A 21,460-nucleotide genomic window follows, 5' to 3' on the forward strand; every position below is an offset into this window, starting at 1 on the left:
TGATACTGCTCTTTTTTTATAGGCTCAGACCTCGAGCTCGCGGTCGAAATCGAACAGTTCGAAATCACACATAAGCCGCAGCATCGTAAAGCGGTTCCGGATATAACAGCAGATTTTCATGGTTTCCTTGAATTGTTCGTCCGTCATATTGATATCGCGGAAAGTCGTATAGCCGCCGACTGTATTAAGTACCTCCGTCAGCTTTTCCGGGCTGGGGACCGCATCGGCGATTTTGATCACCTCCGCATAGTTTTGCCTGAGCAGAGCAGGATCAAGACGGGAAGTGACCGTAGGAGTGTTTTCCTTCTCAACGGCAGCGACGATCCCGTCGGAATAAGGAGCATAATAGGCCTTGACCCGTTCGATATCGAAACGGTTTGGAATATTTTCCTCGTAAATACGTTTTAGACGACGGGCAAAAACGGGATAATATTTTGCAGCCTGAATCGTCGCGATCCCTACCTTTTCACCGTGAAGCGCACTGTGGTCTACTCCCGGAACCGGAACGATCTCGAGATAGTGCGAGACATGATGTTCGAAGCTGGACGCAGGGCGTGTGATCCCGACCATCTGCATAGCAACGCCTGAAAGCAGGAGTCCCTTCATCAGAATGCCGAAGCTTTCGATATCGCCTGCGTTGATCTTTTCGATATTCTGGACGATCATATCCACTGCCTCAAGTGTGAGATCAGAAACAAAAGGACAAAAATACTCTCCGGTGATCAGATGGCCGATTTTCCAATCTGCGATACTGATATATTTACTGAGCATATCTCCTACGCCGGAGGCAGTCATTTTTTTCGGAGCAGCGGCAATGATTGCAAGATCGGCGACTACCGCATTAGGCGCTTTGGCAGGAAGCGTGATCTTAGCGCCGTTCAGTGTAAGCGCAGCGGAATCAGATACAAATCCGTCCACGCTGGCCGCGGTAGGCACCGCAATAAACGGAACGTCCTGCTTAAAAGCGACATACCGGACGATATCGCAAATCACGCCGGAGCCGACCGCGAGGAGAATGCCGTACTTTCCCTCTTTCAGTTCCTTTGTGACGCGGCCGAGCTGCTCTTCATCCGGATGGATCTCCTCGCCGTCCAAAATAAGCGCCGGAACCCCGGGGAGCGAAGCGCTCAGCTTAGACCATGCCGCTTTATAGGTATTATGGTCGAACACCGCAAGGGGGCTGAGGCCCGGGAACGATTTTTCGAGCAGCGCGGGAAGCTTGTGCAGCGCATCTTTTTCTACGATATATTCGCGCGTTTGGAGCGTATGGTTCTTTCCGCAGGCGCAGGCTGCAACGTCTAAAATGTCTTCGAACATAAAATCGTATCCTCCTGAATATATAAAACGAAAATATTCTTTATTTTATTTTACGGCAGGAAGAATCATTCGTCAAACGGCATTGCAAAAAAGGGATTTTCCGGTATAATAGGTAAGAGGATCTATATAACGGTAGCAAAGGGGAATTTCATGCTGACAGCACAAGAATTTATTCGGAAACATAAAATGGAATACACGTCTATCGATGTGAAAGCGGAAATGGACACCTATATCGATGAAATGAAAAAGGGATTATGCGGTGCGAAAAGCTCGCTTTTAATGGTTCCCTCCTATATTACGCTGAAAAGCGAAGTACAAAGAGAAAAAAGCGTCATTTGTGTCGATGCGGGCGGAACGAATCTGCGCATAGCCGCAGCAAAATTTTCGGAGGATGGAACTTTTCATACGGAAAAGGTCAGCCGCTATCTGATGCCGGGCGTTGAACGGGAACTGGAGGCGCAGGAGTTTTTTGATATTCTTGCGGATTATATTTTGCCGTTTACCGGAATCACGAAGGATATCGTGATCTCGTTTGCATACCGTGCAAAAATTCTGCCCAATATCGACTGCGAGATCATAGAAATCACAAAAGAGGTCAAAGTCAGGAATGCGGGAGGAAAGCAGCTCGGGAAAGAGGTCTGCGCGTCTCTTGCTAAAAAGGGAGCGCCGGGATGCAATATTATCGTTATAAACGATTCCGTGGCGACTGCGCTCGCAGGAAAAGCCGAACGGCTGAACGACGGATACGGTTCCTTTACGGGAACGATCCTCGGAACAGGAAGCAATAGCTGTTATATCGAATATGTGAGAAATATACCCAAGCTTGGTATGGGCGGCGACGGAGTTATGGTGATCAACACCGAAGCGGGAAGCTACGATAAGGTTCCGCGCAGCGATATCGATATTGCCTATGACAACAGCATGCAGAATCCGGGCATCGGCGTATTTGAGAAAATGACAAGCGGCGGCTATCTTGGCGGCCTATGCGATCATACGCTGCGGACAGCGGCGCGTGAAGGCGTATTTCAAAACGGCTTCGCGCCGGATAAGACGATCGATACCATCGACGTCAATGACTTTCTGACGGACGGCGCAGGCGTTTTAGGAGACTATTTTCAAGCAGAGGATGACATGGCAGCCGCAAGGGAGATCCTGCTCAATATCGTGATTCGGGCGGGCAGGCTCCTTGCCCTGCAGATGGCTGCAGTGGCAGTAAAAGCCGCGAAAGAAAACGACCGTGTGTGCATGACGATCGAAGGAACGACCTATGAAAAAATGTATGGCCTGAAAAAAGAAGCGCTCACCGTGTTGCTTACCTATCTGGATTCTATTGGGATCAAGGCAGACGTGATCAGCGTTGAGTTGGCGGTGCTGAAGGGGTGTGCAATAGCGGGGCTGTCACGGTGACGAAAAAATAAAAGTGTATATTTTTGCTTTTAGTTGTTTATAAATAGTAGAGATCGAATTTTGCTTCTGACCACAAGGAGAGATCTGAGTGAGAGGACGGCGTTTAAAATAGCGATATTTTATAAGCTGTCTTTTCGTTTGGGAAGACAGCTTATTTTGATTAGCAGAGAACAGGAGAGAGTATGGCGATTTATGTACTGGGAGATCATACGCTTGATTTACGGGAGCCGGACCGGGAGACTCTCGTTGCACTACTGAAAGACGAGACTGTTAACGAAGAGTTGTTTCATGTGGCCGACTGTGTAAAAACGAGAGAGTTTGGGAACAAAGTATTTATTCGTGGAATTATAGAGTTCTCCAATCACTGTCGATGTACCTGCGCTTACTGCGGCATCAATGCACGGATGACGCGCATAAAGCGTTACCGTATGCTGCCGGATGATTTGGTGGATGCCGCTGTTCATGCAGCCCAAACTTATCGTACTGTGATCCTGCAAAGCGGGGAGGACCGCTTCTATACTGCGGATATGCTTGCGGATATTGTGCGGCGTATCAAGAAGCAGGCAAATTGCGCAGTCACGTTATCGATTGGCGAACGCACCTTGGAGGAATACCGGATGATGCGGGAGGCAGGCGCAGATCGTTTTTTGCTGAAGCATGAAACGGCAAACGCTGTACTTTATGAGGCGCTGCATGGGGTTCCGCTTGAAACCCGGCTTGACGCACAGCGGAGACTTCGGGGGCTCGGATTTGAGCTGGGCGGCGGATTTATGGTGGGTCTGCCCGGACAAACAGACGAGACGCTTGCGGATGATTTGCTGACACTCGTGCGCGAGAAAGTCCAAATGGCGGGGATCGGTCCATTCATCGTTCATCCGGATACGGAGCTCGCCGGGGCGCGGGACGGAGACCCCCATAAGACGCTGAAGGTGCTGGCGCTCGCGCGGCTTTTATTACCGGCTTGTCATTTGCCTTCCACAACGGCCTTAAACGTCAAGGGAGGCATGAAAAATGCTTTGTTTTGTGGCGCGGACGTAATCATGCAAAAGGCGACGCCTTTTGCATACCGGGAGCTTTACGACATTTATCCGGGCAGAGATGCGCGGGAGGTGCCGCTTGAAGAACAATATGAAACACTGAGGAAAGGACTTGCGGAGCTTGGATTATCCGCAGAATAGGGGGAAAGTATGTATAACGTAATGGGAAAAACAGCCGCTGAATTTATGGATAATGCTGAGATCGAGCGGGCGCTCGCAGCAGCAAAGGAACGGGCAAAGGATAAAAAAGAGGTGGAACGCATTATCCACAAAGCAAGCGGTTTTGGCGGACTGACACATGAGGAAGCAGGAGTTTTGAGCTATGTAGAGGATAAGGAGCTGATCGGACAAATGTTCGCTGCGGCAAAGCAGATCAAGAAGCATATCTATGGAAACCGTATCGTAATGTTCGCTCCGCTTTATCTCTCGGATTACTGCGTCAACGAATGCCGCTACTGCGGCTATCATCATTCTTCCTGCATGGAGAGAAAAAAGCTCACGCAGGAAGAGATCGTACAGGAGGTCAAGGCGCTCGAGAAGATGGGCCATAAACGTTTGGCGCTTGAAACGGGGGAAGATCCGAAAAACTGTCCGCTCGACTATGTACTGGAAAGCATCAAGACCATCTATTCCATCCATTTTGATAATGGTGCGATACGCCGTGTGAACGTCAATATTGCGGCGACGACAGTGGAGAACTATAAGCGGCTCAAAGAGGCAGGGATCGGAACTTATATCCTGTTTCAGGAGACTTATCATAAGCCGACCTATGAGCAGCAGCATCCCAAAGGGCCGAAAAGCAATTATGAGTATCATACTACTGCGCACGACCGCGCGATGGAGGCAGGAATAGACGATGTAGGGCTCGGTGTGCTGTATGGCCTCTATGACTGGCATTTTGACCTTGTAGGACAGATCATGCATGCGGAGCATTTGGAAGCGGTGTTCGGTGTAGGACCGCATACTATTTCTATGCTGCGTATCCGCGATGCAGGAGATGTGAAGAAAACAGATTATAAGCATGCCGTATCGGATGACGACTACAAAAAGATCGTTGCGATCATGCGCATGACGGTTCCGTATACGGGTATGATACTTTCGACGCGCGAGGGCGGCGCATACCGCGACAGCGTGATCGAGCTTGGCATCTCTCAGGTAAGCGCGGGGAGCGCTACGGGAGTGGGAGGCTATACGATCAAAACGCAGCAGCCGCAGTTTGAGATCGAGGATCACCGGACGCCGATCGAGATGACGAAAGAGCTGATCAAAGACGGATATATCCCCAGCTTCTGCACGGCCTGCTACCGTCAGGGGAGGACGGGAGACCGGTTTATGCGGCTCGCAAAAACCGGACAGATCAGCAATATTTGTCAGCCGAATGCGCTTCTTACCTTAAAAGAGTATGCAGTGGACTATGGCGACGATGAATTTAAATCAATGGCAAACAAGCTCATTGCCCGGCAGTTAGAGGAGATACCGAACGACACAGTGCGGGAAAAGGCGAAAGAATATCTTGCCAAGATCGAGAACGGAGAACGGGATTTCCGCTTCTGACAGCACAGGACGGGAAAACGGAAGGAGTGATTTGATGTCGAATTTGAACGAGACACCGAGAGCAAACCGGCTTCATATCGCGTTTTTTGGAAAGACAAACGCGGGGAAATCCAGCACGATCAATGCGATCACCGGTCAGGAGATTGCTCTTGTCTCGGATGTGGCCGGTACGACGACAGATCCGGTCTATAAGGCGATGGAGCTATTGCCGATCGGGCCGGTGGTCTTTATCGACACCGCTGGGCTCGACGATACGAGTGCGCTTGGAAAAGCACGCATCAAAAAAACGGAAGAAGTGGTCGACAAGACGGATATCGCGGTTATTGTAATTCGCAGTACAGATAAGGAACTTGCGCGGGAGCAGGAGTATATCGGGCGTTTTCGTGAGAAAAATATCCCTGTCATTATTGCCTGTAATGTTTTTGAAGAAACGCCGGAAGGAACTGCCGTACTTTCCGGTGAAAATGTGGTGACCATTCGGGCAAAGGACGGACGGGGAATTGAAGAATTAAAGAAAAAGCTTATAGAAAATGCGCCGGGGCAAGAAGAGTGCAGTATCATAGGCAAGCTCGCCGGAAAAGGCGATACTGTGATGCTTATCATGCCGCAGGACATCCAAGCGCCAAAAGGACGGTTGATCCTGCCGCAGGTACAGGTAATGCGCGATCTTTTGGATAAAGGCTGCCGTATCGTTTCCGTCAAAACAGAAGATATGGTCCCGATGCTGGGAGAGCTAAAGACCCCGCCTCGTCTTGTGATCACAGATTCTCAGGTGTTTCAATATGTGAATGAGCATCTCGACAAGACGATACCGCTGACCTCCTTTTCGATGCTGATGGCAAAGAACAAGGGGGATATCGACGAGTTTGTAAGAGGAGCGCGGGCAATTGCTGATTTGAAGTCCGGGGATAAAGTATTGATTGCGGAATCGTGTACGCATCATGCCATGAAAGGCGACATCGCACGGGAAAAACTGCCCGGATGGCTGAACCGATATGCAGGAGGCGGTCTTGTGATCGAAAATACAGCAGGACATGGTTTTCCGGAGGACATAGAGGATTACCGGCTCATCATACATTGCGGCGGCTGCATGATAAACCGCAGCAATATGCTCTCTAAAATAGAGCATGCCAAAAGCGCGGGAGTGCCCATTACGAATTTCGGCGTAGCGATCGCATTTCTAAACGGTATGCTCTCCCGCGTTGTCTATTGAATGGAAGATGAATGACCGCTGCGGGGCAGGTACTGTTTACAAAAAAGATGAAATCAAGTATACTATACAAAAAAGCGGCCGGTGATACGGCCCGTATACCGGGAGGAAGAGTCAGATAATGGTTATTATCAAAATGAAGGGCGGCGGCACCATAAAGGTTAAGCTCGACGAGAAGGCTGCTCCAAAAACGGTAGAAAATTTTAAAAAGCTTGTAAAGGAAGGCTTCTATGACGGTCTGACGTTTCATCGCGTCATCAAAGGCTTCATGATCCAAGGCGGGTGCCCGAAAGGAACGGGAACCGGCGGTCCCGGGTATAGTATTGAAGGGGAGTTTTCTTCTAACGGATACGATAACCCGCTGAAGCATAAGCGCGGCGTGATCTCTATGGCGCGCAGCATGGACCCGAATTCCGCAGGCTCGCAGTTCTTTATTATGCATGCGGATGCTCCGCATCTTGACGGACAGTATGCTGCGTTTGGAAAAGTGGTGGAAGGCATGGAGGTTGTTGATGAGATCGCCTCCATGAAAACCGATTTTTCCGACCGGCCAGTCGTGGATATCGTGATGGAAACGGTTACGCTTGAAGAGGACTGAGCAGCATATATAGGTTGGTTCTAAACGGATCCGGAACGGCAGTAAAATACCGCAGCAGTTTGCTGCGGTATTTTTTTGCACTAAAAAAGGCGATATAAAGCCAATTTTATTTTAAAAGGAAATGGCCGGCTGGATTTTACACGGATTTTACAAAAATGCGCGCTTGATTTTACAATGAGGTTTTATAATGTGCTCATCGTAAAAATTTTGAATAATTGAAACAAAGGAGAATGAACATGAAGAAATTTGTTACGATCACAGCACTGATAGTCTGCATGGTATTTGCAGCCGTTGGATGCGCGTCGGCTCCGGCGGAGGAGTCCTCCGCAGCTCCCAGCGAGAGCGCAGAAGCGAGCACGGAAACGAGCGCATCTGCGGAAAGCTCCGGAGAGGCGCTTTCCGGAACGGTCTCGATGTCTGGCTCCACTTCGATGGAACAGATCGCAAACGCTCTGAAAGAGGCTTTTATGGCAGAAAATCCTGACGTTACGATAGACGTACAGCTTGGCGGTTCGTCGGTAGGGCTTCAGGATGCGGAATCCGGAAAATCGGACATCGGAAACGCTTCCCGCGAAATGAAAGAAGAGGAAGCGGCAGTGCTCGACGGACATACGATCGCGATCGACGGGATCGCAGTGATCGTGCATCCGAGCAACACGGTGAGCGAGATCACATCGGAAGATCTGGTAAAAGTATATACAGGCGAGATCACCAATTGGAGTGAGCTCGGCGGCGAAGACCAGCCGATCGTAGTGATTGGACGGGAAGCATCTTCGGGAACGCGGGGGGCGTTCGAAGAGCTTCTGGCGATCGAGGACCAGTGCAAATATGCACAGGAGCTGAATGAAACAGGTGCCGTAAAGACAGCGGTATCCTCTACGCCGGGTGCGATCGGATATGTGTCTCTTGAGGCACTCGACGATACGGTAACGGCGTTGAAAGTAGACGGGGCAGAACCAACGGAAGAGGCGATCAAAGCGGGAGACTATGCGCTTTCAAGACCGTTCATCATGGCGACCAAGAAAGGTGAGGAGCTGCGTCCGGAGGTGCAGGCATTCCTCGACTTCGCAATGGGTGAAGAGGGACAGGCGATCGTTGCCGACAATTCCCTGATCACGATTTCATAATATTACCTCTGAAAGTGAACAGAGGCGCGGAGATAAAGATCCGCGTCTCTTTCATAGTAGGAGGATTTTACAACGATCAACCGAAGGAGAGAATATATGAATGCCAATATGACGATCATAGGCGGCAGGAAAAGCAAGACGGCTCTTGAGAAAACGATGAAAGGGATATTCATCGTATGCGGCGTATTTGCGATCGTTGCAGTACTGGTCATTACGATCTATATGATCTATTCCGGGGCGCCCGCGATGTTTACGATCGGCTTGAAAGATTTCCTGTTCGGAACAGAATGGGCGCCTACGGCAGCCGACCCTAAATTTGGGATACTTCCCATGATTTTGACATCATTGGTGGGAACTGGACTTACGATCCTCGTAGGTGTTCCGATCGCGCTGATGGCGGCAGTGTTTGTTTCGGAGGTAGCGCATAAAAGATTAGCGGGGATCGTAAAACCGGCAATCGAGCTTTTAGCGGGAATCCCGTCGGTCGTATATGGACTGCTCGGAATGATCATTCTCGTTCCGCAGATATCAAAGCTGGAAGCGCTTTTGTATGCAAACGATCCAAGCCATACGTTCACAGGCGGGGCAAATATGCTTTCCGGTATCATTGTTCTGACTATTATGATTCTGCCTACCGTAGTCAATATCAGCATCACTTCCCTAAAGGCCGTGCCGAATGAATATAAGGAAGCGTCGCTTGCGATGGGAGCAACTAAAATGCAGACGATTTTCAAGGTGCAGATACCGGCGGCAAAATCGGGCATCATCACAGGTGTCGTGCTCGGGATAGGCAGGGCGATCGGCGAAGCGATGGCAATCATTCTGGTATCGGGAAACGTAGCGAATATGCCGGCGCTCTTTAATAGTGTGCGTTTCCTTACCACGGGAATCGTTTCGGAAATGAGCTATGCTTCCGGGCTTCATCGTGAAGCGCTTTTCAGCATCGGCCTCGTACTCTTTATTTTCATTATGATCATTAATATTGTACTTAATACGGTATTGAAGAAGGAGGCTGCAGCGAATGAAAAGTAGTATAGATAAGCTTTCCAACGACATCAGCCTGATGAAGAAAAAGCACCGGCCCAAAGATTCGGCGCAAAAGTTTGCTATCTACGCGTGCGCGATCCTTACGGTCGTGATCCTGTTTTATTTATTGATCTATATCATGGTGCGGGGATTGCCGAACGTAACATGGGAGTTCCTTTCAACAGAACCGTCGGCACTTAATAAAACGGTGGGTATCCTGCCGAGTATCATCAATACGCTTTACATGATCGGGATCACGCTGCTGATCGCTACGCCGATCGGCGTAGGAGCAGCAATTTTCCTGAACGAGTATGCAAAGCGCGGAAAGATCGTAAAAGTTATCGAATTTACGACTGAAACGCTGGCGGGTATACCGTCGGTCCTGTATGGACTTTTCGGAGCGCTGTTCTTCGGCGTCACCCTGCAGCTTGGTTATTCCATATTGGCCGGCGCGCTGACGCTGGTGCTGATGATATTGCCGATCATCGTCCGCACGACACAGGAGGCGCTCAAAACAGTTCCGAATGAATACCGCGAAGGTGCGCTCGGGATTGGGACTACCAAATGGCATATGATACGGACGATCATACTGCCCGGCGCGCTCCCGGGTATCATTACTGCCGTGATCCTCGCGATCGGACGGATCGTAGGCGAATCGGCGGCATTGCTCTTCACCTCAGGGATCGGAACGAATATGCCGACGAACTTTTTTGGCCATGCAATGGAATCGGGAGCGACACTCACTGTTCAGCTCTATACATATGCTGCAAAAGGACAGAACGAACCTGCTTTCGGGATAGCGGCCGTTCTGGTCATTATCGTATTGATCATCAATCTGTTGACGAACTACTTAAGCAAGCGGTTCAGCAATAAAAATAAATAACGAAAGGGGAAAAACCTTGGATATAAAAATTACGACAAGGAATCTTGATTTATATTATGGGCAGAACCACGCCTTGAAAGATGTCAATATCGATATTGAGGCGGGGAAAATAACGGCTCTGATCGGCCCGTCGGGCTGCGGAAAGTCTACCTATTTAAAGACGCTTAACCGCATGAACGATCTCGTCGAGGGCGTAAAGATCACAGGGGAGATCAAGCTTGACGGCGAGAATATATATGATCCTAAGGTAGATGTGACGATCCTTAGAAAAAAGGTAGGCATGGTATTCCAGAAACCGAATCCGTTTCCGATGAGCATCTATGACAATATTGCGTATGGACCGCGGATCCATGGGATCAAAAACCGCAGTGATCTTGATGAGATCGTAGAAAACAGTCTGAAAGGGGCGGCGCTTTGGGATGAAGTGCGGGACAGGCTGAAGAAGAGTGCGCTTGGCCTTTCGGGCGGACAGCAGCAGAGGCTGTGTATTGCGCGTGCCATTGCGGTATCGCCGGAGGTGATCCTGATGGATGAGCCAACTTCTGCCCTCGACCCGATCTCGACGACAAAGATCGAAGACCTGATGAGCGAGCTGAAGAAACAATATACAGTCGTTATCGTGACGCACAATATGCAGCAGGCAGTCCGTATTTCAGACCGGACGGCATTTTTCCTGCTCGGCGAAATGGTGGAGTTTGGAAAAACGGAAGACCTGTTCAGTATGCCGCAGGATAAGCGGACGGAAGACTATATTACCGGGCGCTTCGGCTGAGAAAGGAGAGAAGGATGAGAAATAGATTTGATGTAGAGTTGGAAGACCTGAATTTGGATTTGATTCGCATGGGCGCCCGGGCGGAACAGACGATCACGAAAGTTGTGAAGGTGATCGAAAACTGCGATGCGGAGGGCGCAAAAGAGATCATTGAGGACGACGACCTTGTGGACGCAATGGCGCGGCAGATCGAAAGCAGGTCGATGAAGCTGATTATGAAGCAGCAGCCGGTCGCAAAAGACTTAAGAATGATATCGACGGCACTGAAAATGATAACAGACATTGAACGCATTTGCGATCAGGCCGCAGATATTTCAGAGATTACGCTTTCTGTTTGTAAGAATCTGCTGATAGAGAAGCCGCAGCATATTCCGAAAATGGGACGTACAACAGCGCAGATGGTCCACATGGCGGTAGACTCCTATGTGCATCGTGACGTAGGACTTGCGGAAGAAGTAAAAGAAATGGACAATGAGGTGGACCGCCTGTACGACGTCGTAAAGAACGAGCTTTTGAACGTTGCGATAGAAGATAAGGAAAAGATCGATCAGATCGTGGATTTCCTGATGATCGCAAAGTATTTGGAGCGTATCGGTGACCATGCGGAAAATATTGCGGACTGGGCAATTTTTTCGGAGACAGGAGTACATAAGGACAGCCGTATTATTTGACGGCTGCATTATGGTATAATATGTGCATAACAACGATATGCGGTGTGAGGTGGAGTGAGTGGCTTATATTGCGGTAGTGGAAGACGATGCTTCGGTACGGGAGCTTATTATATGTACTTTGAAATCGGCAGGATTTGAGGTGGACGCATTTGAACGCGGAGAAGATCTCCTTGCGCGGTATGAAGAGATGAACGTGCCGGACGCGGTGCTGCTCGATATCATGCTGCCCGGGATCGACGGATTTGAAGTGTTCAGAAGATTATCCTCACAGGGGGATTTTGATGTTCCGGTTATTTTTCTGACGGCACGTACAACAGAAGTAGATAAAGTATCCGGCCTCAATCTTGGTGCGGACGATTATATTACAAAGCCATTCGGAGTATTGGAGCTGATCGCACGGGTAAACGCCGTGATCCGCCGTTCGAAAAAGACGGCGCGCCCGCAGCAGGCCATCGAACGGGGCGCACTGCGTATGGATGTTTCCGCTCATACGCTTTATGTAAGCGGGAAAAAGACAGAGCTTACATACAAGGAGTTTGAGATGCTGCGCTATTTCATGCGCAATCCGGGGATCGTATTGACGCGGGATATGCTTCTTGGCGAGATATGGGGTATCGATACGGACATCGAAACGCGTACGGTTGATATGCACATCAAAACATTACGACAAAAGATAGGCAGCTGCGGTGAATATATCAAAACGGTCCGCGGCGTCGGCTATCGTTTCGAGGTATAAGGCGTGAAAAAGAAAATAGTACAATTGACCACCTGCCTGTTGATCGTGGCGCTTGCAGTAGCGGTATTGGTCTCTATGGCAAGTTTTAAAGGAACATACACGAACGATGTGATTGCAGTATTGAAAGGAAATATCAATGCGCTGGAGCTTTCTATCGGGGAGCGGACGGATTATCAAGCGCTCGCAGACGAATATCAAAAGGCATTTGGCCAGAATAACCGTATCACAATGATCGGAAAAGATGGAGAAGTGCTGGCGGATACGCAGACGGATTCGGAGGAAGCGGAGAATCATCTGGAAAGGCCGGAAGTACGGCAGGCGCTTGCCGGAGGCTTCGGAACGGCGGTCCGGTATTCGGAAACGACCGGAAAAGATATGATTTATGTGGCTAAACAGCTGCCGGATGGGCTTATTGTCCGAAATTCTATGCCGCTTGACAATGTAACGGCTGTCGTAAACCAAACTCTGCCGGTAATTATCATCGTATTTATCGGGCTTGTGATCTTGGCGATATTCCTTTCGGGAAAAATCGTGAGCAATACCTTGAGACCGTTCGGGCAGCTTCGTGATTCTATTCAAGGGTATATCGAAGGGAAGCAAAAGACGCTCAGTATCGAAAGTCCTTATCCGGAATTCGACGATATGACGCAAGCATTTTCCCGCCTGTCTGAACGTCTGAACCGGTATATTGAAAAAGTGAAGCTGGAAAGCCGCAAAACCGCGCTTATTATTGACAGCCTGAACGAGGGGCTTATGATCATGGACGGCAAGGAGGATGTGCTGCTCATCAATACGGCAGCGAAAAAAATATTTGGCATAACCGGGGAAGCGGCAAACGAAAATATTCTGCACTACGTGCGCAGGCCGGATGTCGTATCGAAGCTGGAACGGTCACTGAAGAAGAAAAAGAACATGCAGTTTGAGATGCACAGCGAAGAAACGGGGCGTACCTATCGTTTTTATACCAGCATTGCGGATGAACCGGCATTTTTGGACGGAAAGGGCGGCTATGCCATGCTCGTATTGATCAGCGACGTAACGGATATCGAGCTTTCCGAACGTGTACGCCGTGATTTTGCAGCAAATGTCTCGCATGAGCTGAAAACGCCGCTGACCTCTATCAATGGATTTGCACAGCTTGTAGCCAATGGAATGGCAGCAGATGCGGAAAGTGTCAAAGCTTATGCCAAGCGGATATCGGAAGAGTCAGACCGCCTGATGGGTCTTATCAACGATACGCTCATGCTGTCTGAACTGGAGCAGATCAGTATAGAGGAACCGATAGAAGAGGTAGATATCCGGGAAACTACGGAAGAAGTTCTGCGTCTGATGGAAGACAAGATCGCAGAGCGCCATCTTGACGTACAGGTGACTGGAAATGCGGAGATGAAAGCAAATCGGAACCGTATCCGCGAGTTGGTGATGAATTTATGCGATAATGCCGTAAAGTATAATAAAGACCATGGCAAGATCGTTATCGGTCTTTCGGAAAAAGATGGTTATGCTGCAATAGAAGTGCAGGATACGGGGATCGGAATACCGGAAAATGAGATCAACCGTATTTTCGAGCGCTTTTACCGGGCGAAAAATTCAGGCGGAGCAACGGTGAACGGCACGGGCCTTGGCCTTGCGATTGTGAAACATATCGCCGCTTTATATGAAGGAGAGCTTACGGTGGAAAGCCGTGAGGGAGAGGGAAGCCGGTTTACCGTGCGCATGAAAAAAGAATAGAAAACAGTTTGGTGTAAAAAGGCAGACGCAAAAAATGCGTCTGCCTTTTTATGTATGGCAGGAAAAAAGGACACAACGTTTCCCTGCGGTTGACATTAGCGGCGGCAACGATTAATATGAAAAGCGGAAGAAAACATTTTAGCGAATGGGAGGCGTGCGGAATGCAGTTAGCCAAAATTATTGGAAATGCAAAGAGCATCACGAAATCCGATGAGCTATATGGAGCGGAGCTTCTTGTCGCGGTTCCGGTCGATATGGAGACTATGCAGGAAGCCGGGAAGCCGTTTTTAGTGGCGGATAAGCTGGGGGCGCAGGAGGGGCAGCTTGTCGTATGTGCGGCAGTATGCACATTCCAGCAGGGCGACACTGCGATCAATATGGTCGTTGCAATCCCGGAAAGTCTGATATGGAATGGTGAAGAAAGGTTCGGGCAAACCGTTGAGCACATAATAGAAGAACCGGAGCCCGTTCCGCCGCAGGACTCTTTGGAGGAATTTGACCCAGTATCGAGCCTTACGGCTGAATTCAAGGCGCTTCATCAGGAGCTGGACCGATTGTCAGCCGATGAGGCGGCCAAACAAAATACCAACGCCGTTCCCTATGAGGAATATGCAAAGTACTTGACGACAGATTTTGAGCCGGTGGATGCATCGGCGCAGAAAACAGAGACAGCAGAAGGAACGAAGCAGAAAAAAACAGGATATTCACGCGTAGGTTATAGAAGTGAAAGAAAAAAATAGTTCAGGAGAAATCATGGCAACGATATTTGATATGGAGACGGTGGCGCTCGACGATCAGGACAGCGCCCTTTTGATTATCGACCAGACGCAGCTTCCAGGACGCAGGGAAATACTGCGCCTTAAAGATCAGAAGAGCATTTGGGATGCAATCTATCTGCTGAAAGTCCGCGGAGCCCCGGCGATCGGAGTAGCGGCAGCATTTGGGATTTATTTAGCGGCCAAAGAGATAGATGAGGACACATTTGACGATTTCTATAAGCGGTTTGAGGAGGCGCGGGATTATCTCGACTCTGCGCGCCCGACGGCGGTCAATCTGTCGTGGGCGCTCCGGCGTATGGACAGTGTAGTGCGTGAAAACCGGGAAAAGACGGTGCCGGAGATCAAAAGTCTGCTGCTTCGGGAGGCAAATGAGATCAAAGCGGAGGATATCCGTGTGTGCTGTTCGATTGGGGAAAACGGGCTGAAGCTGTTAAAGCCGGGCATGGGGCTTCTTACCCATTGCAATGCCGGGCAGCTTGCCACGTCTAAATATGGAACGGCAACGGCGCCGATGTATCTTGGGCAGGAACGTGGATATGGATTTCATGTATTTTGCGATGAAACGCGCCCGCTGCTTCAGGGTGCACGGCTGACCGCTTTTGAATTGCAGGAGGCCGGTATCGATACGACGCTGATCTGCGATAATATGGCGCCGTCCGTTATGAAGCAGGGGTGGGTAGACGCTGTTTTTGTGGGCTGTGACCGTGTCGCTGCCAATGGAGATGCGGCAAATAAAATTGGCACATCATACGTAGCGCTTGCGGCTAAGCATTTTCACATTCCGTTTTATGTATGCGCGCCCACCTCGACGATCGATATGGCCTGCAAAACGGGAGCGGATATTCATATTGAGCTGCGTCCGGCGGAAGAAGTGACGGAAATGTGGTACGAAAAACGTATGGCTCCGGAGGGCGTGAAGGTTTATAATCCCAGCTTTGACGTTACGGACGCCGAATTCATCACAGCGATCATCACGGAATATGGCGTGGCCTATCCACCGTATGATGTTTCGCTGAAAGAGATTTTTGAACAAAAAGCAAAGGCGGAACGATAATGGCATATTTATCAGCAGAGAAAGCAAAAGAACAGATACTTGACATTGGCAGGCGAATGTATCAAAAAGGTTTTGTTGCCGCTAATGATGGAAATATCAGCTGTAAGATCGCAGACAATGTGATATTGACTACTCCGACAGGCGTATCCAAGGGATTTATGGATGCGGATATGCTGGTGGAGATGACGCTTGACGGGGAAGTCCTGAAGCAGGGGGCCTACGCTCCGTCTTCGGAAGTAAAAATGCATATTCGCGCCTATCGGGAAAATCCGGAAATCATGGCGGTGACGCATGCGCACCCTCCGGCAGCGACAGCATTTGCGATCGCAGGACTGCCGCTTGATAGGCCGCTGCTCACTGAGCCGATCGTGCTTCTCGGAAGCGTACCGGTAGCAAAATATGCGACACCCGGAACAGTGGAAGTGCCGGATTCTATTGCACCCTTTTGTACGACGCATAATGCGGTGCTGCTTTCGAACCATGGGGCGCTCACATGGGGGAAAGACCTTTTGCAGGCGTTCTATCGGTTGGAGTCTGTAGAATACTATGCTATGATAACGATGTATGCGGAAAATATTCTGGGGAAAGCCAATTATTTAAGCGAGAAACAAATAGAGCCGCTTCTAAAGACGCGGGAAAATATGGGGAACCGCTGTGGAGGGGAGCCGCTGTGCAGCGCAAGGGAAACGAACGATACTGACTTTATGCCGCAGTCAGGAACGGTGGAGACGTATTTTACTGCGCTTGATGAATTGACTGAGCGAATTGCACGGAGAGTTGTAGAAAAGCTGAAACAGATGGAATAGTGCAGAATCAAAAGGCAGTCAGCCCTGCAAAAGGACTGGCTGCCTTTTATTTTTATATCTCCTTAAAGTCGATCTCCATGAAATCCGTTACTTCGGTATTCCACCGTTCCTCCACAAATTTACAGTGCTCCGGATGATTATTGTAGCTTTCGTAATCCTCAGGTTTCATGAAATCAAAAGAAAAGCCATAGGTATAACCATTTTTAGGGCTTACCTCCCAGCATTGCATGACATTCTGCGCAAAAGGGATACCCGCGAAAACTTTTTTGGCAGTAGCAATAAAATCCTTTGCGCGGGGATCGTCCTTATCATATTTCAGATTAAATACTACCATATGTCTGATTGCAGCTTCCATATTCTTTCTCCTTTATTTTGTAAGTTGATCGATCAGCGCTGACGCCGCAGTTTTTAACTGCGCAAGCTTCGAGTCTGCTTCTGTTTTTTCGGCAGCGGAGGCGGAAAGATAAGATTTCAATTTAGGTTCCGTACCGGAAGGACGAATAATGAAGCGTCCGCCTTCAAGTTCAAAGTAGAGGACGTTGGAGCGCTCCATATCGATCGGCTCCGTCTTTCCGGTCAGCATATCGAGCCGCTCCTGCTTCAGATAATCGCGGACCGCAAGCACTTTGAAGGCGCCGATATGGCCGGGATAGCTCTCACGCAAAGTGCGCACGGCATTCTGGATCTTTTCGATCCCTTCCTTTCCATAGAGCGTTTTCGAGAGGACAAGGTCTTCAAACCAACCGTACTTTTCATACAGGCCGACGAGGACGTCATAAAGAGTCCGGCCCATGGAATGATACCAACAGGCGGCTTCGGCGATCATCATCGCCGCCTGTACCGCGTCTTTATCACGCACAAACGCTCCCTGCAAATAGCCATAGCTTTCTTCGAAACCAAAGATGAATTTTCCTTTTCCGGTCTGTTCAGACAGCTTGATCTGCTCTGCAATGAATTTAAAGCCGGTGAATACGCTGCGAAGCTCCACACCGTAATGGCCGGCGATCACATCGACCATATCGCTGGTGACGATCGATTTTACAACAAATTCGTCGCCCACAAAGGTGCTTTGCTTTTGGGACAGCACATAATCCATAAGCAGGCAGCCGATTTGATTGCCGGTCAAAATGACGAACTCATGCGCAGGATTACGGACCGCAACGCCGAGGCGGTCGCTGTCCGGATCCGTCGCAAGGATCAGGTTGGCGTTTTCGCGGTTTGCTAACTCTACTGCGAGATCGAAGCTTTGCCTTTCCTCCGGATTAGGCGCCTTGACGGTCGGAAATGCCGGATCGGGGTGTTCCTGCTCGGGAACGACGTGCAGCCGGCGAATACCGAGATCTTTGAGAACGCGGCGTACGGGAACGTTTCCGGTACCGTGGAGGGGCGTGTATACAATATTCAGCTTATCCGCCTGCTGCTTCATGATCTCAGGGTGGATACAAAGCGCTTCTACCTTGCTGAAATAGATCTCATCAAGCTCATGGCCGATATAGGTCAAGAGCCCGTTCCGTTCTGCTTCATCAAGAGGCATGGATTCAATGTGGAACATGTCGTCTATTTGGGAAATGTATTCCGTGATGCGGTCGGAATCCGCAACGGGACACTGTCCGCCGTCCTTGCCATATACTTTATAGCCGTTATATTCGGGCGGATTATGGCTTGCTGTGATGACAACCCCCGACGTCGTTTTCAGCTCAAGGATCGTAAAGGAAAGCTGGGGAACGCTGTGCGGCGTGTCATACATAAACACATTGATACCGTTCGCACACAAAACGCCTGCCGTTTCGCGCGCAAACAGGTCGCTGTTTTTACGCGTGTCGTAGGCGACGGCAACGCCGGCAACAGGATCGCCGTGTGCAAGGATATTGTTGGCAAGCGCTTGGGTAGCGCGCTTTACCGTAAATACATTCATGCGGTTTGTGCCCATGCCGATGATGCCGCGCATCCCGGCGGTGCCGAATTCCATTTCTTTATAAAAAGAATCCTGAAGCAGGTCTTCGTCATCTGCAATACGGTCCAGATCGGACGCATATTCCGTATCCTTTAGGGCATTTTTCCAAATTTCATAGGTTTCCCGGTAAGTCATGAGAGTGCCTCCTCGTGCTTGATGCGGCCCGAATATTTACGGGACGCGTATTTTATAAGGTACTGCGTTGTTTAAAAGCCTAAGGCTTCGTTGACGAGCAGAATATAGATTTCTTTTCCGCGCGGCGGATATTGAAGCCGCACAGTCACATTACACATGCGTTCAGGCAGGCTGCAATCACGGCATACGCCCTCAACGGCACATGGTGTAGGGAGATTCAGTCTCCGCGCATTCTGCGGACAGGCCGTCTTTTTGATCCGGTCAATCGCGTCGTGCGGACTGCCTGCGATCTTGTTGACGCCGCATAATACGATCACGGTATCCGGCCCGAAAAACATGGCTGCCACCCGGTTGCCGTTTCCATCGATATTGATGAGATCGCCGCCGCGGGTAAGGGCGTTGGTGGATGTAAGATAGACGTCCGCGCTCATAGCGTTTTTCCATGCGGCCATTTTATCGGGCTTTTCCTTCTGCTGCTCAAGAACTGCGGAATAAACCGTTTTTCCGGTAGAAACGATATCGTCAAAAAGTCCGGTGTCCATAATGGTCTGGCTTCCGCCGATCCCGACGGACGCAGCATCGGCGATAAGCTCTATTACGCGTTTTTTTGCAGAACTTGCATCTTCAAAAAATTCGGCATGGAACCGCTTGCTGTTCAGCAGGTCGATCAGATCCTGATATTCGTTCATAAAAATGCTCTCCCTCTTCGCAGAAATAAGGAATCTTTATTCTTTATTATATACCACAAGAGCGCGGCGGGCTACCGATTATTTTATTGATTTTTGAATGCGCTTTGCGTATCATAGAGAGGAGAACAATACGAGGAGCACACATGAAAAACGACTATCAGAAAAATATACGGAATTTTTGTATCATCGCACATATAGACCATGGAAAATCAACGCTTGCAGACCGGCTGATCGAGATGACAGGAACAGTATCGCAGCGGGACATCAAGGATCAGCTTCTGGATACGATGGACCTTGAGCGGGAACGCGGCATTACGATCAAGTCGCAGGCGGTGCGCATGATCTATGAGCGGAACGGCGAGGAATATGAGCTGAATCTGATAGATACGCCCGGGCATGTGGACTTCACCTATGAGGTCTCCCGGTCGCTCGCGGCGTGTGAGGGCGCTGTCCTTGTGGTGGACGCAAGTCAGGGAATTGAAGCGCAGACGCTTGCCAACGTTTATCTCGCGATGGCTAACGACCTTGAAATTATTCCGGTCATCAATAAAGTAGACCTGCCGAGCGCACGTCCGGATGAGATCGCAAAAGAGATCGAGGATGTATTAGGACTGGACGCTTCCGATGCGCCGCGCATCAGTGCGAAAAGCGGAGAAAATGTGCAGCAGGTGCTGGATGCGATCGTGGATAAGCTCCCGGCTCCGTCGGGAGATGAGAACAGGCCGTTGAAAGCGCTTGTATTTGATTCCTATTATGATAACTATAAGGGCGCGATCAGCTATGTGCGGCTGATCGACGGGCGGGTTTCCGAGGGAACGAAGATACGCTTCATGGCATCGGGCAAGGTCTTTGATACGACGGAGGTCGGCGCTTTTTCGCCGGAGTTTGTACCGACGAAAGAGCTGAAAGCAGGAGACGTCGGATATATCGCGGCAAGCATCAAAAATGTTGCGGATACGCGCGTGGGAGATACGGTCACAAATGACCGGGAGCCGGCGGCAGAGGCGCTTCCGGGATATAAAAAGATCACCCCAATGGTATACTGCGGTATTTATCCGGCAGATGGGGCCAAATATGATGACCTGCGGGATGCGCTCGAAAAACTGCAGCTCAATGATGCATCTCTGCTCTACGATCCGGAGGTTTCCGCAGCGCTTGGATTTGGATTTCGGTGCGGCTTTCTCGGCCTGCTGCACATGGAGATCATACAGGAACGGTTAGAACGGGAATTTGATCTTGATCTTGTAACGACGGCTCCGAGCGTTTCCTACCGGGTGCGCATGATGAGCGGAGAAGAATTGGAAATAGATAATCCTACGAATCTTCCGGATCCGTCTACCATTGAATATATGGAGGAACCGATCGCCAAGGTCAGTGTGATGACACCCGATACCTACGTAGGCGCAGTTATGGAGCTTTGTCAGGAAAAAAGAGGAACGTTCAAGAATATGGAATATATTGAATCGACCCGTGTGCTGCTGCATTACGAGATACCGCTCAATGAGATCATATACGACTTTTTCGATAATCTGAAATCAAGAACAAGAGGATATGCCTCTATGGATTATGAGGTCAGCGGATATGAAAAGAGCGATCTTGTGAAGCTCGATATCCTGCTGAACGGAGAGATGTGCGACGCCCTATCCATCATTGTGCACAGAGACCGCGCTTATGGACGGGGAAGGTCTATTGCCGAAAAGCTCAAGGAAGTCATTCCCCGCCAGATGTTCGAAATACCGATACAAGCGGCGATCGGCGGAAAGATCATCGCAAGGGAGACGGTAAAAGCACTGCGCAAAGATGTGCTTGCGAAGTGTTATGGCGGAGATATCACCCGGAAGAAAAAGTTGCTTGAAAAGCAAAAAGAGGGGAAAAAGCGCATGAGGCAGGTAGGCAGTGTCGAAGTTCCGTCGGAAGCCTTTATGAGCGTACTGAAAATGGATAAATAAGAGAAAAATAGGGCGGGGCGTCCGG

General features: G+C 49.7%; 20 protein-coding genes. 16 read left to right on the top strand and 4 right to left on the bottom strand.

Annotation, left to right across the window (positions count from 1 at the left end):
• Positions 1-24: 24 nt before the first annotated feature.
• Positions 25-1,317, bottom strand: a complete 1,293-nt coding sequence (locus PUP29_RS00725; RefSeq protein WP_353423561.1) for a sn-glycerol-1-phosphate dehydrogenase — start codon at positions 1,315-1,317, stop codon at positions 25-27.
• Positions 1,318-1,467: 150 nt separating this feature from the next.
• On the opposite strand from PUP29_RS00725, the gene PUP29_RS00730 reads away from it, so the two are divergent.
• The 15 genes from PUP29_RS00730 to PUP29_RS00800 all read left to right on the top strand — a co-directional run bounded on the left by PUP29_RS00730 (position 1,468) and on the right by PUP29_RS00800 (position 16,708).
• The gene (locus tag PUP29_RS00730; RefSeq protein ID WP_079547707.1) at positions 1,468-2,724 is read left to right on the top strand and encodes a hypothetical protein; all 1,257 of its coding nucleotides are present in this window, start codon (positions 1,468-1,470) and stop codon (positions 2,722-2,724) included.
• 182 nt (positions 2,725-2,906) lie between these two features.
• On the top strand, positions 2,907-3,902 hold the full coding sequence (gene hydE / locus PUP29_RS00735) for a [FeFe] hydrogenase H-cluster radical SAM maturase HydE (RefSeq protein ID WP_079547706.1): 996 nt from the start codon (positions 2,907-2,909) through the stop codon (positions 3,900-3,902).
• Positions 3,903-3,923: 21 nt separating this feature from the next.
• Positions 3,924-5,315: a [FeFe] hydrogenase H-cluster radical SAM maturase HydG gene (gene hydG / locus PUP29_RS00740; protein WP_079547899.1), complete on the top strand. Its 1,392-nt coding sequence runs from the start codon at positions 3,924-3,926 to the stop codon at positions 5,313-5,315.
• A 43-nt stretch (positions 5,316-5,358) separates the two neighbouring features.
• Positions 5,359-6,528, top strand: coding sequence for a [FeFe] hydrogenase H-cluster maturation GTPase HydF (hydF, locus tag PUP29_RS00745; protein ID WP_353424036.1), 1,170 nt, complete (start codon positions 5,359-5,361; stop codon positions 6,526-6,528).
• A 118-nt stretch (positions 6,529-6,646) separates the two neighbouring features.
• A complete protein-coding gene (locus PUP29_RS00750; RefSeq protein ID WP_079547704.1) occupies positions 6,647-7,123 on the top strand; it encodes a peptidylprolyl isomerase in 477 nt (158 codons plus the stop codon).
• Positions 7,124-7,359: 236 nt separating this feature from the next.
• Positions 7,360-8,250, top strand: a complete 891-nt coding sequence (locus PUP29_RS00755) for a phosphate ABC transporter substrate-binding protein (protein WP_353423562.1) — start codon at positions 7,360-7,362, stop codon at positions 8,248-8,250.
• A 96-nt stretch (positions 8,251-8,346) separates the two neighbouring features.
• Positions 8,347-9,282, top strand: coding sequence for a phosphate ABC transporter permease subunit PstC (gene pstC / locus PUP29_RS00760; protein ID WP_079547702.1), 936 nt, complete (start codon positions 8,347-8,349; stop codon positions 9,280-9,282).
• Positions 9,272-10,159, top strand: a complete 888-nt coding sequence (gene pstA / locus PUP29_RS00765) for a phosphate ABC transporter permease PstA (protein ID WP_079547701.1) — start codon at positions 9,272-9,274, stop codon at positions 10,157-10,159. The genes pstC and pstA overlap by 11 nt, the downstream gene beginning before the upstream one ends.
• Positions 10,160-10,175: 16 nt before the next feature.
• Positions 10,176-10,931 carry a phosphate ABC transporter ATP-binding protein PstB gene (gene pstB, locus PUP29_RS00770; RefSeq protein WP_353423564.1) on the top strand — a complete coding sequence of 252 codons (756 nt, stop codon included), beginning with the start codon at positions 10,176-10,178 and terminating at the stop codon, positions 10,929-10,931.
• A 14-nt stretch (positions 10,932-10,945) separates the two neighbouring features.
• Entirely contained in the window at positions 10,946-11,602 is a 657-nt protein-coding gene (gene phoU, locus PUP29_RS00775; RefSeq protein WP_079547699.1) for a phosphate signaling complex protein PhoU, read from the top strand.
• Positions 11,603-11,660: 58 nt separating this feature from the next.
• Entirely contained in the window at positions 11,661-12,338 is a 678-nt protein-coding gene (locus tag PUP29_RS00780) for a response regulator transcription factor (protein ID WP_079547698.1), read from the top strand.
• A gap of 3 nt (positions 12,339-12,341) precedes the next feature.
• Positions 12,342-14,069 (top strand): ATP-binding protein, encoded by a 1,728-nt coding sequence (locus PUP29_RS00785; protein ID WP_079547697.1) that lies wholly within the window; start codon positions 12,342-12,344, stop codon positions 14,067-14,069.
• A gap of 161 nt (positions 14,070-14,230) precedes the next feature.
• A complete protein-coding gene (locus PUP29_RS00790; RefSeq protein WP_353423565.1) occupies positions 14,231-14,809 on the top strand; it encodes a EutN/CcmL family microcompartment protein in 579 nt (192 codons plus the stop codon).
• 13 nt (positions 14,810-14,822) lie between these two features.
• Positions 14,823-15,902, top strand: coding sequence for an S-methyl-5-thioribose-1-phosphate isomerase (gene mtnA, locus PUP29_RS00795; RefSeq protein ID WP_353423566.1), 1,080 nt, complete (start codon positions 14,823-14,825; stop codon positions 15,900-15,902).
• A complete protein-coding gene (locus tag PUP29_RS00800) occupies positions 15,902-16,708 on the top strand; it encodes a class II aldolase/adducin family protein (protein WP_079547694.1) in 807 nt (268 codons plus the stop codon). Before mtnA ends, PUP29_RS00800 begins: the two co-directional genes overlap by 1 nt.
• A 52-nt stretch (positions 16,709-16,760) precedes the next feature.
• On the opposite strand, the gene PUP29_RS00805 is transcribed toward PUP29_RS00800, so the two are convergent.
• The 3 genes from PUP29_RS00805 to PUP29_RS00815 form a co-directional block, all read right to left on the bottom strand.
• Complete coding sequence (locus PUP29_RS00805) at positions 16,761-17,063, bottom strand: Dabb family protein (protein WP_079547693.1); 303 nt, start codon at positions 17,061-17,063, stop codon at positions 16,761-16,763.
• 12 nt (positions 17,064-17,075) lie between these two features.
• Entirely contained in the window at positions 17,076-18,797 is a 1,722-nt protein-coding gene (locus tag PUP29_RS00810) for a phospho-sugar mutase (RefSeq protein ID WP_079547692.1), read from the bottom strand.
• A gap of 71 nt (positions 18,798-18,868) precedes the next feature.
• Positions 18,869-19,486 carry a lactate utilization protein gene (locus PUP29_RS00815; protein WP_079547691.1) on the bottom strand — a complete coding sequence of 206 codons (618 nt, stop codon included), beginning with the start codon at positions 19,484-19,486 and terminating at the stop codon, positions 18,869-18,871.
• A gap of 143 nt (positions 19,487-19,629) precedes the next feature.
• Between PUP29_RS00815 and lepA the strand changes: the two genes are divergently transcribed.
• Positions 19,630-21,435: a translation elongation factor 4 gene (gene lepA, locus PUP29_RS00820; RefSeq protein ID WP_079547690.1), complete on the top strand. Its 1,806-nt coding sequence runs from the start codon at positions 19,630-19,632 to the stop codon at positions 21,433-21,435.
• Positions 21,436-21,460: the final 25 nt, after the last annotated feature.

The organism is Christensenella massiliensis, from assembly GCF_040409835.1.
Taxonomy (GTDB): Bacteria; Bacillota; Clostridia; order Christensenellales; family Christensenellaceae; genus Christensenella; species Christensenella massiliensis.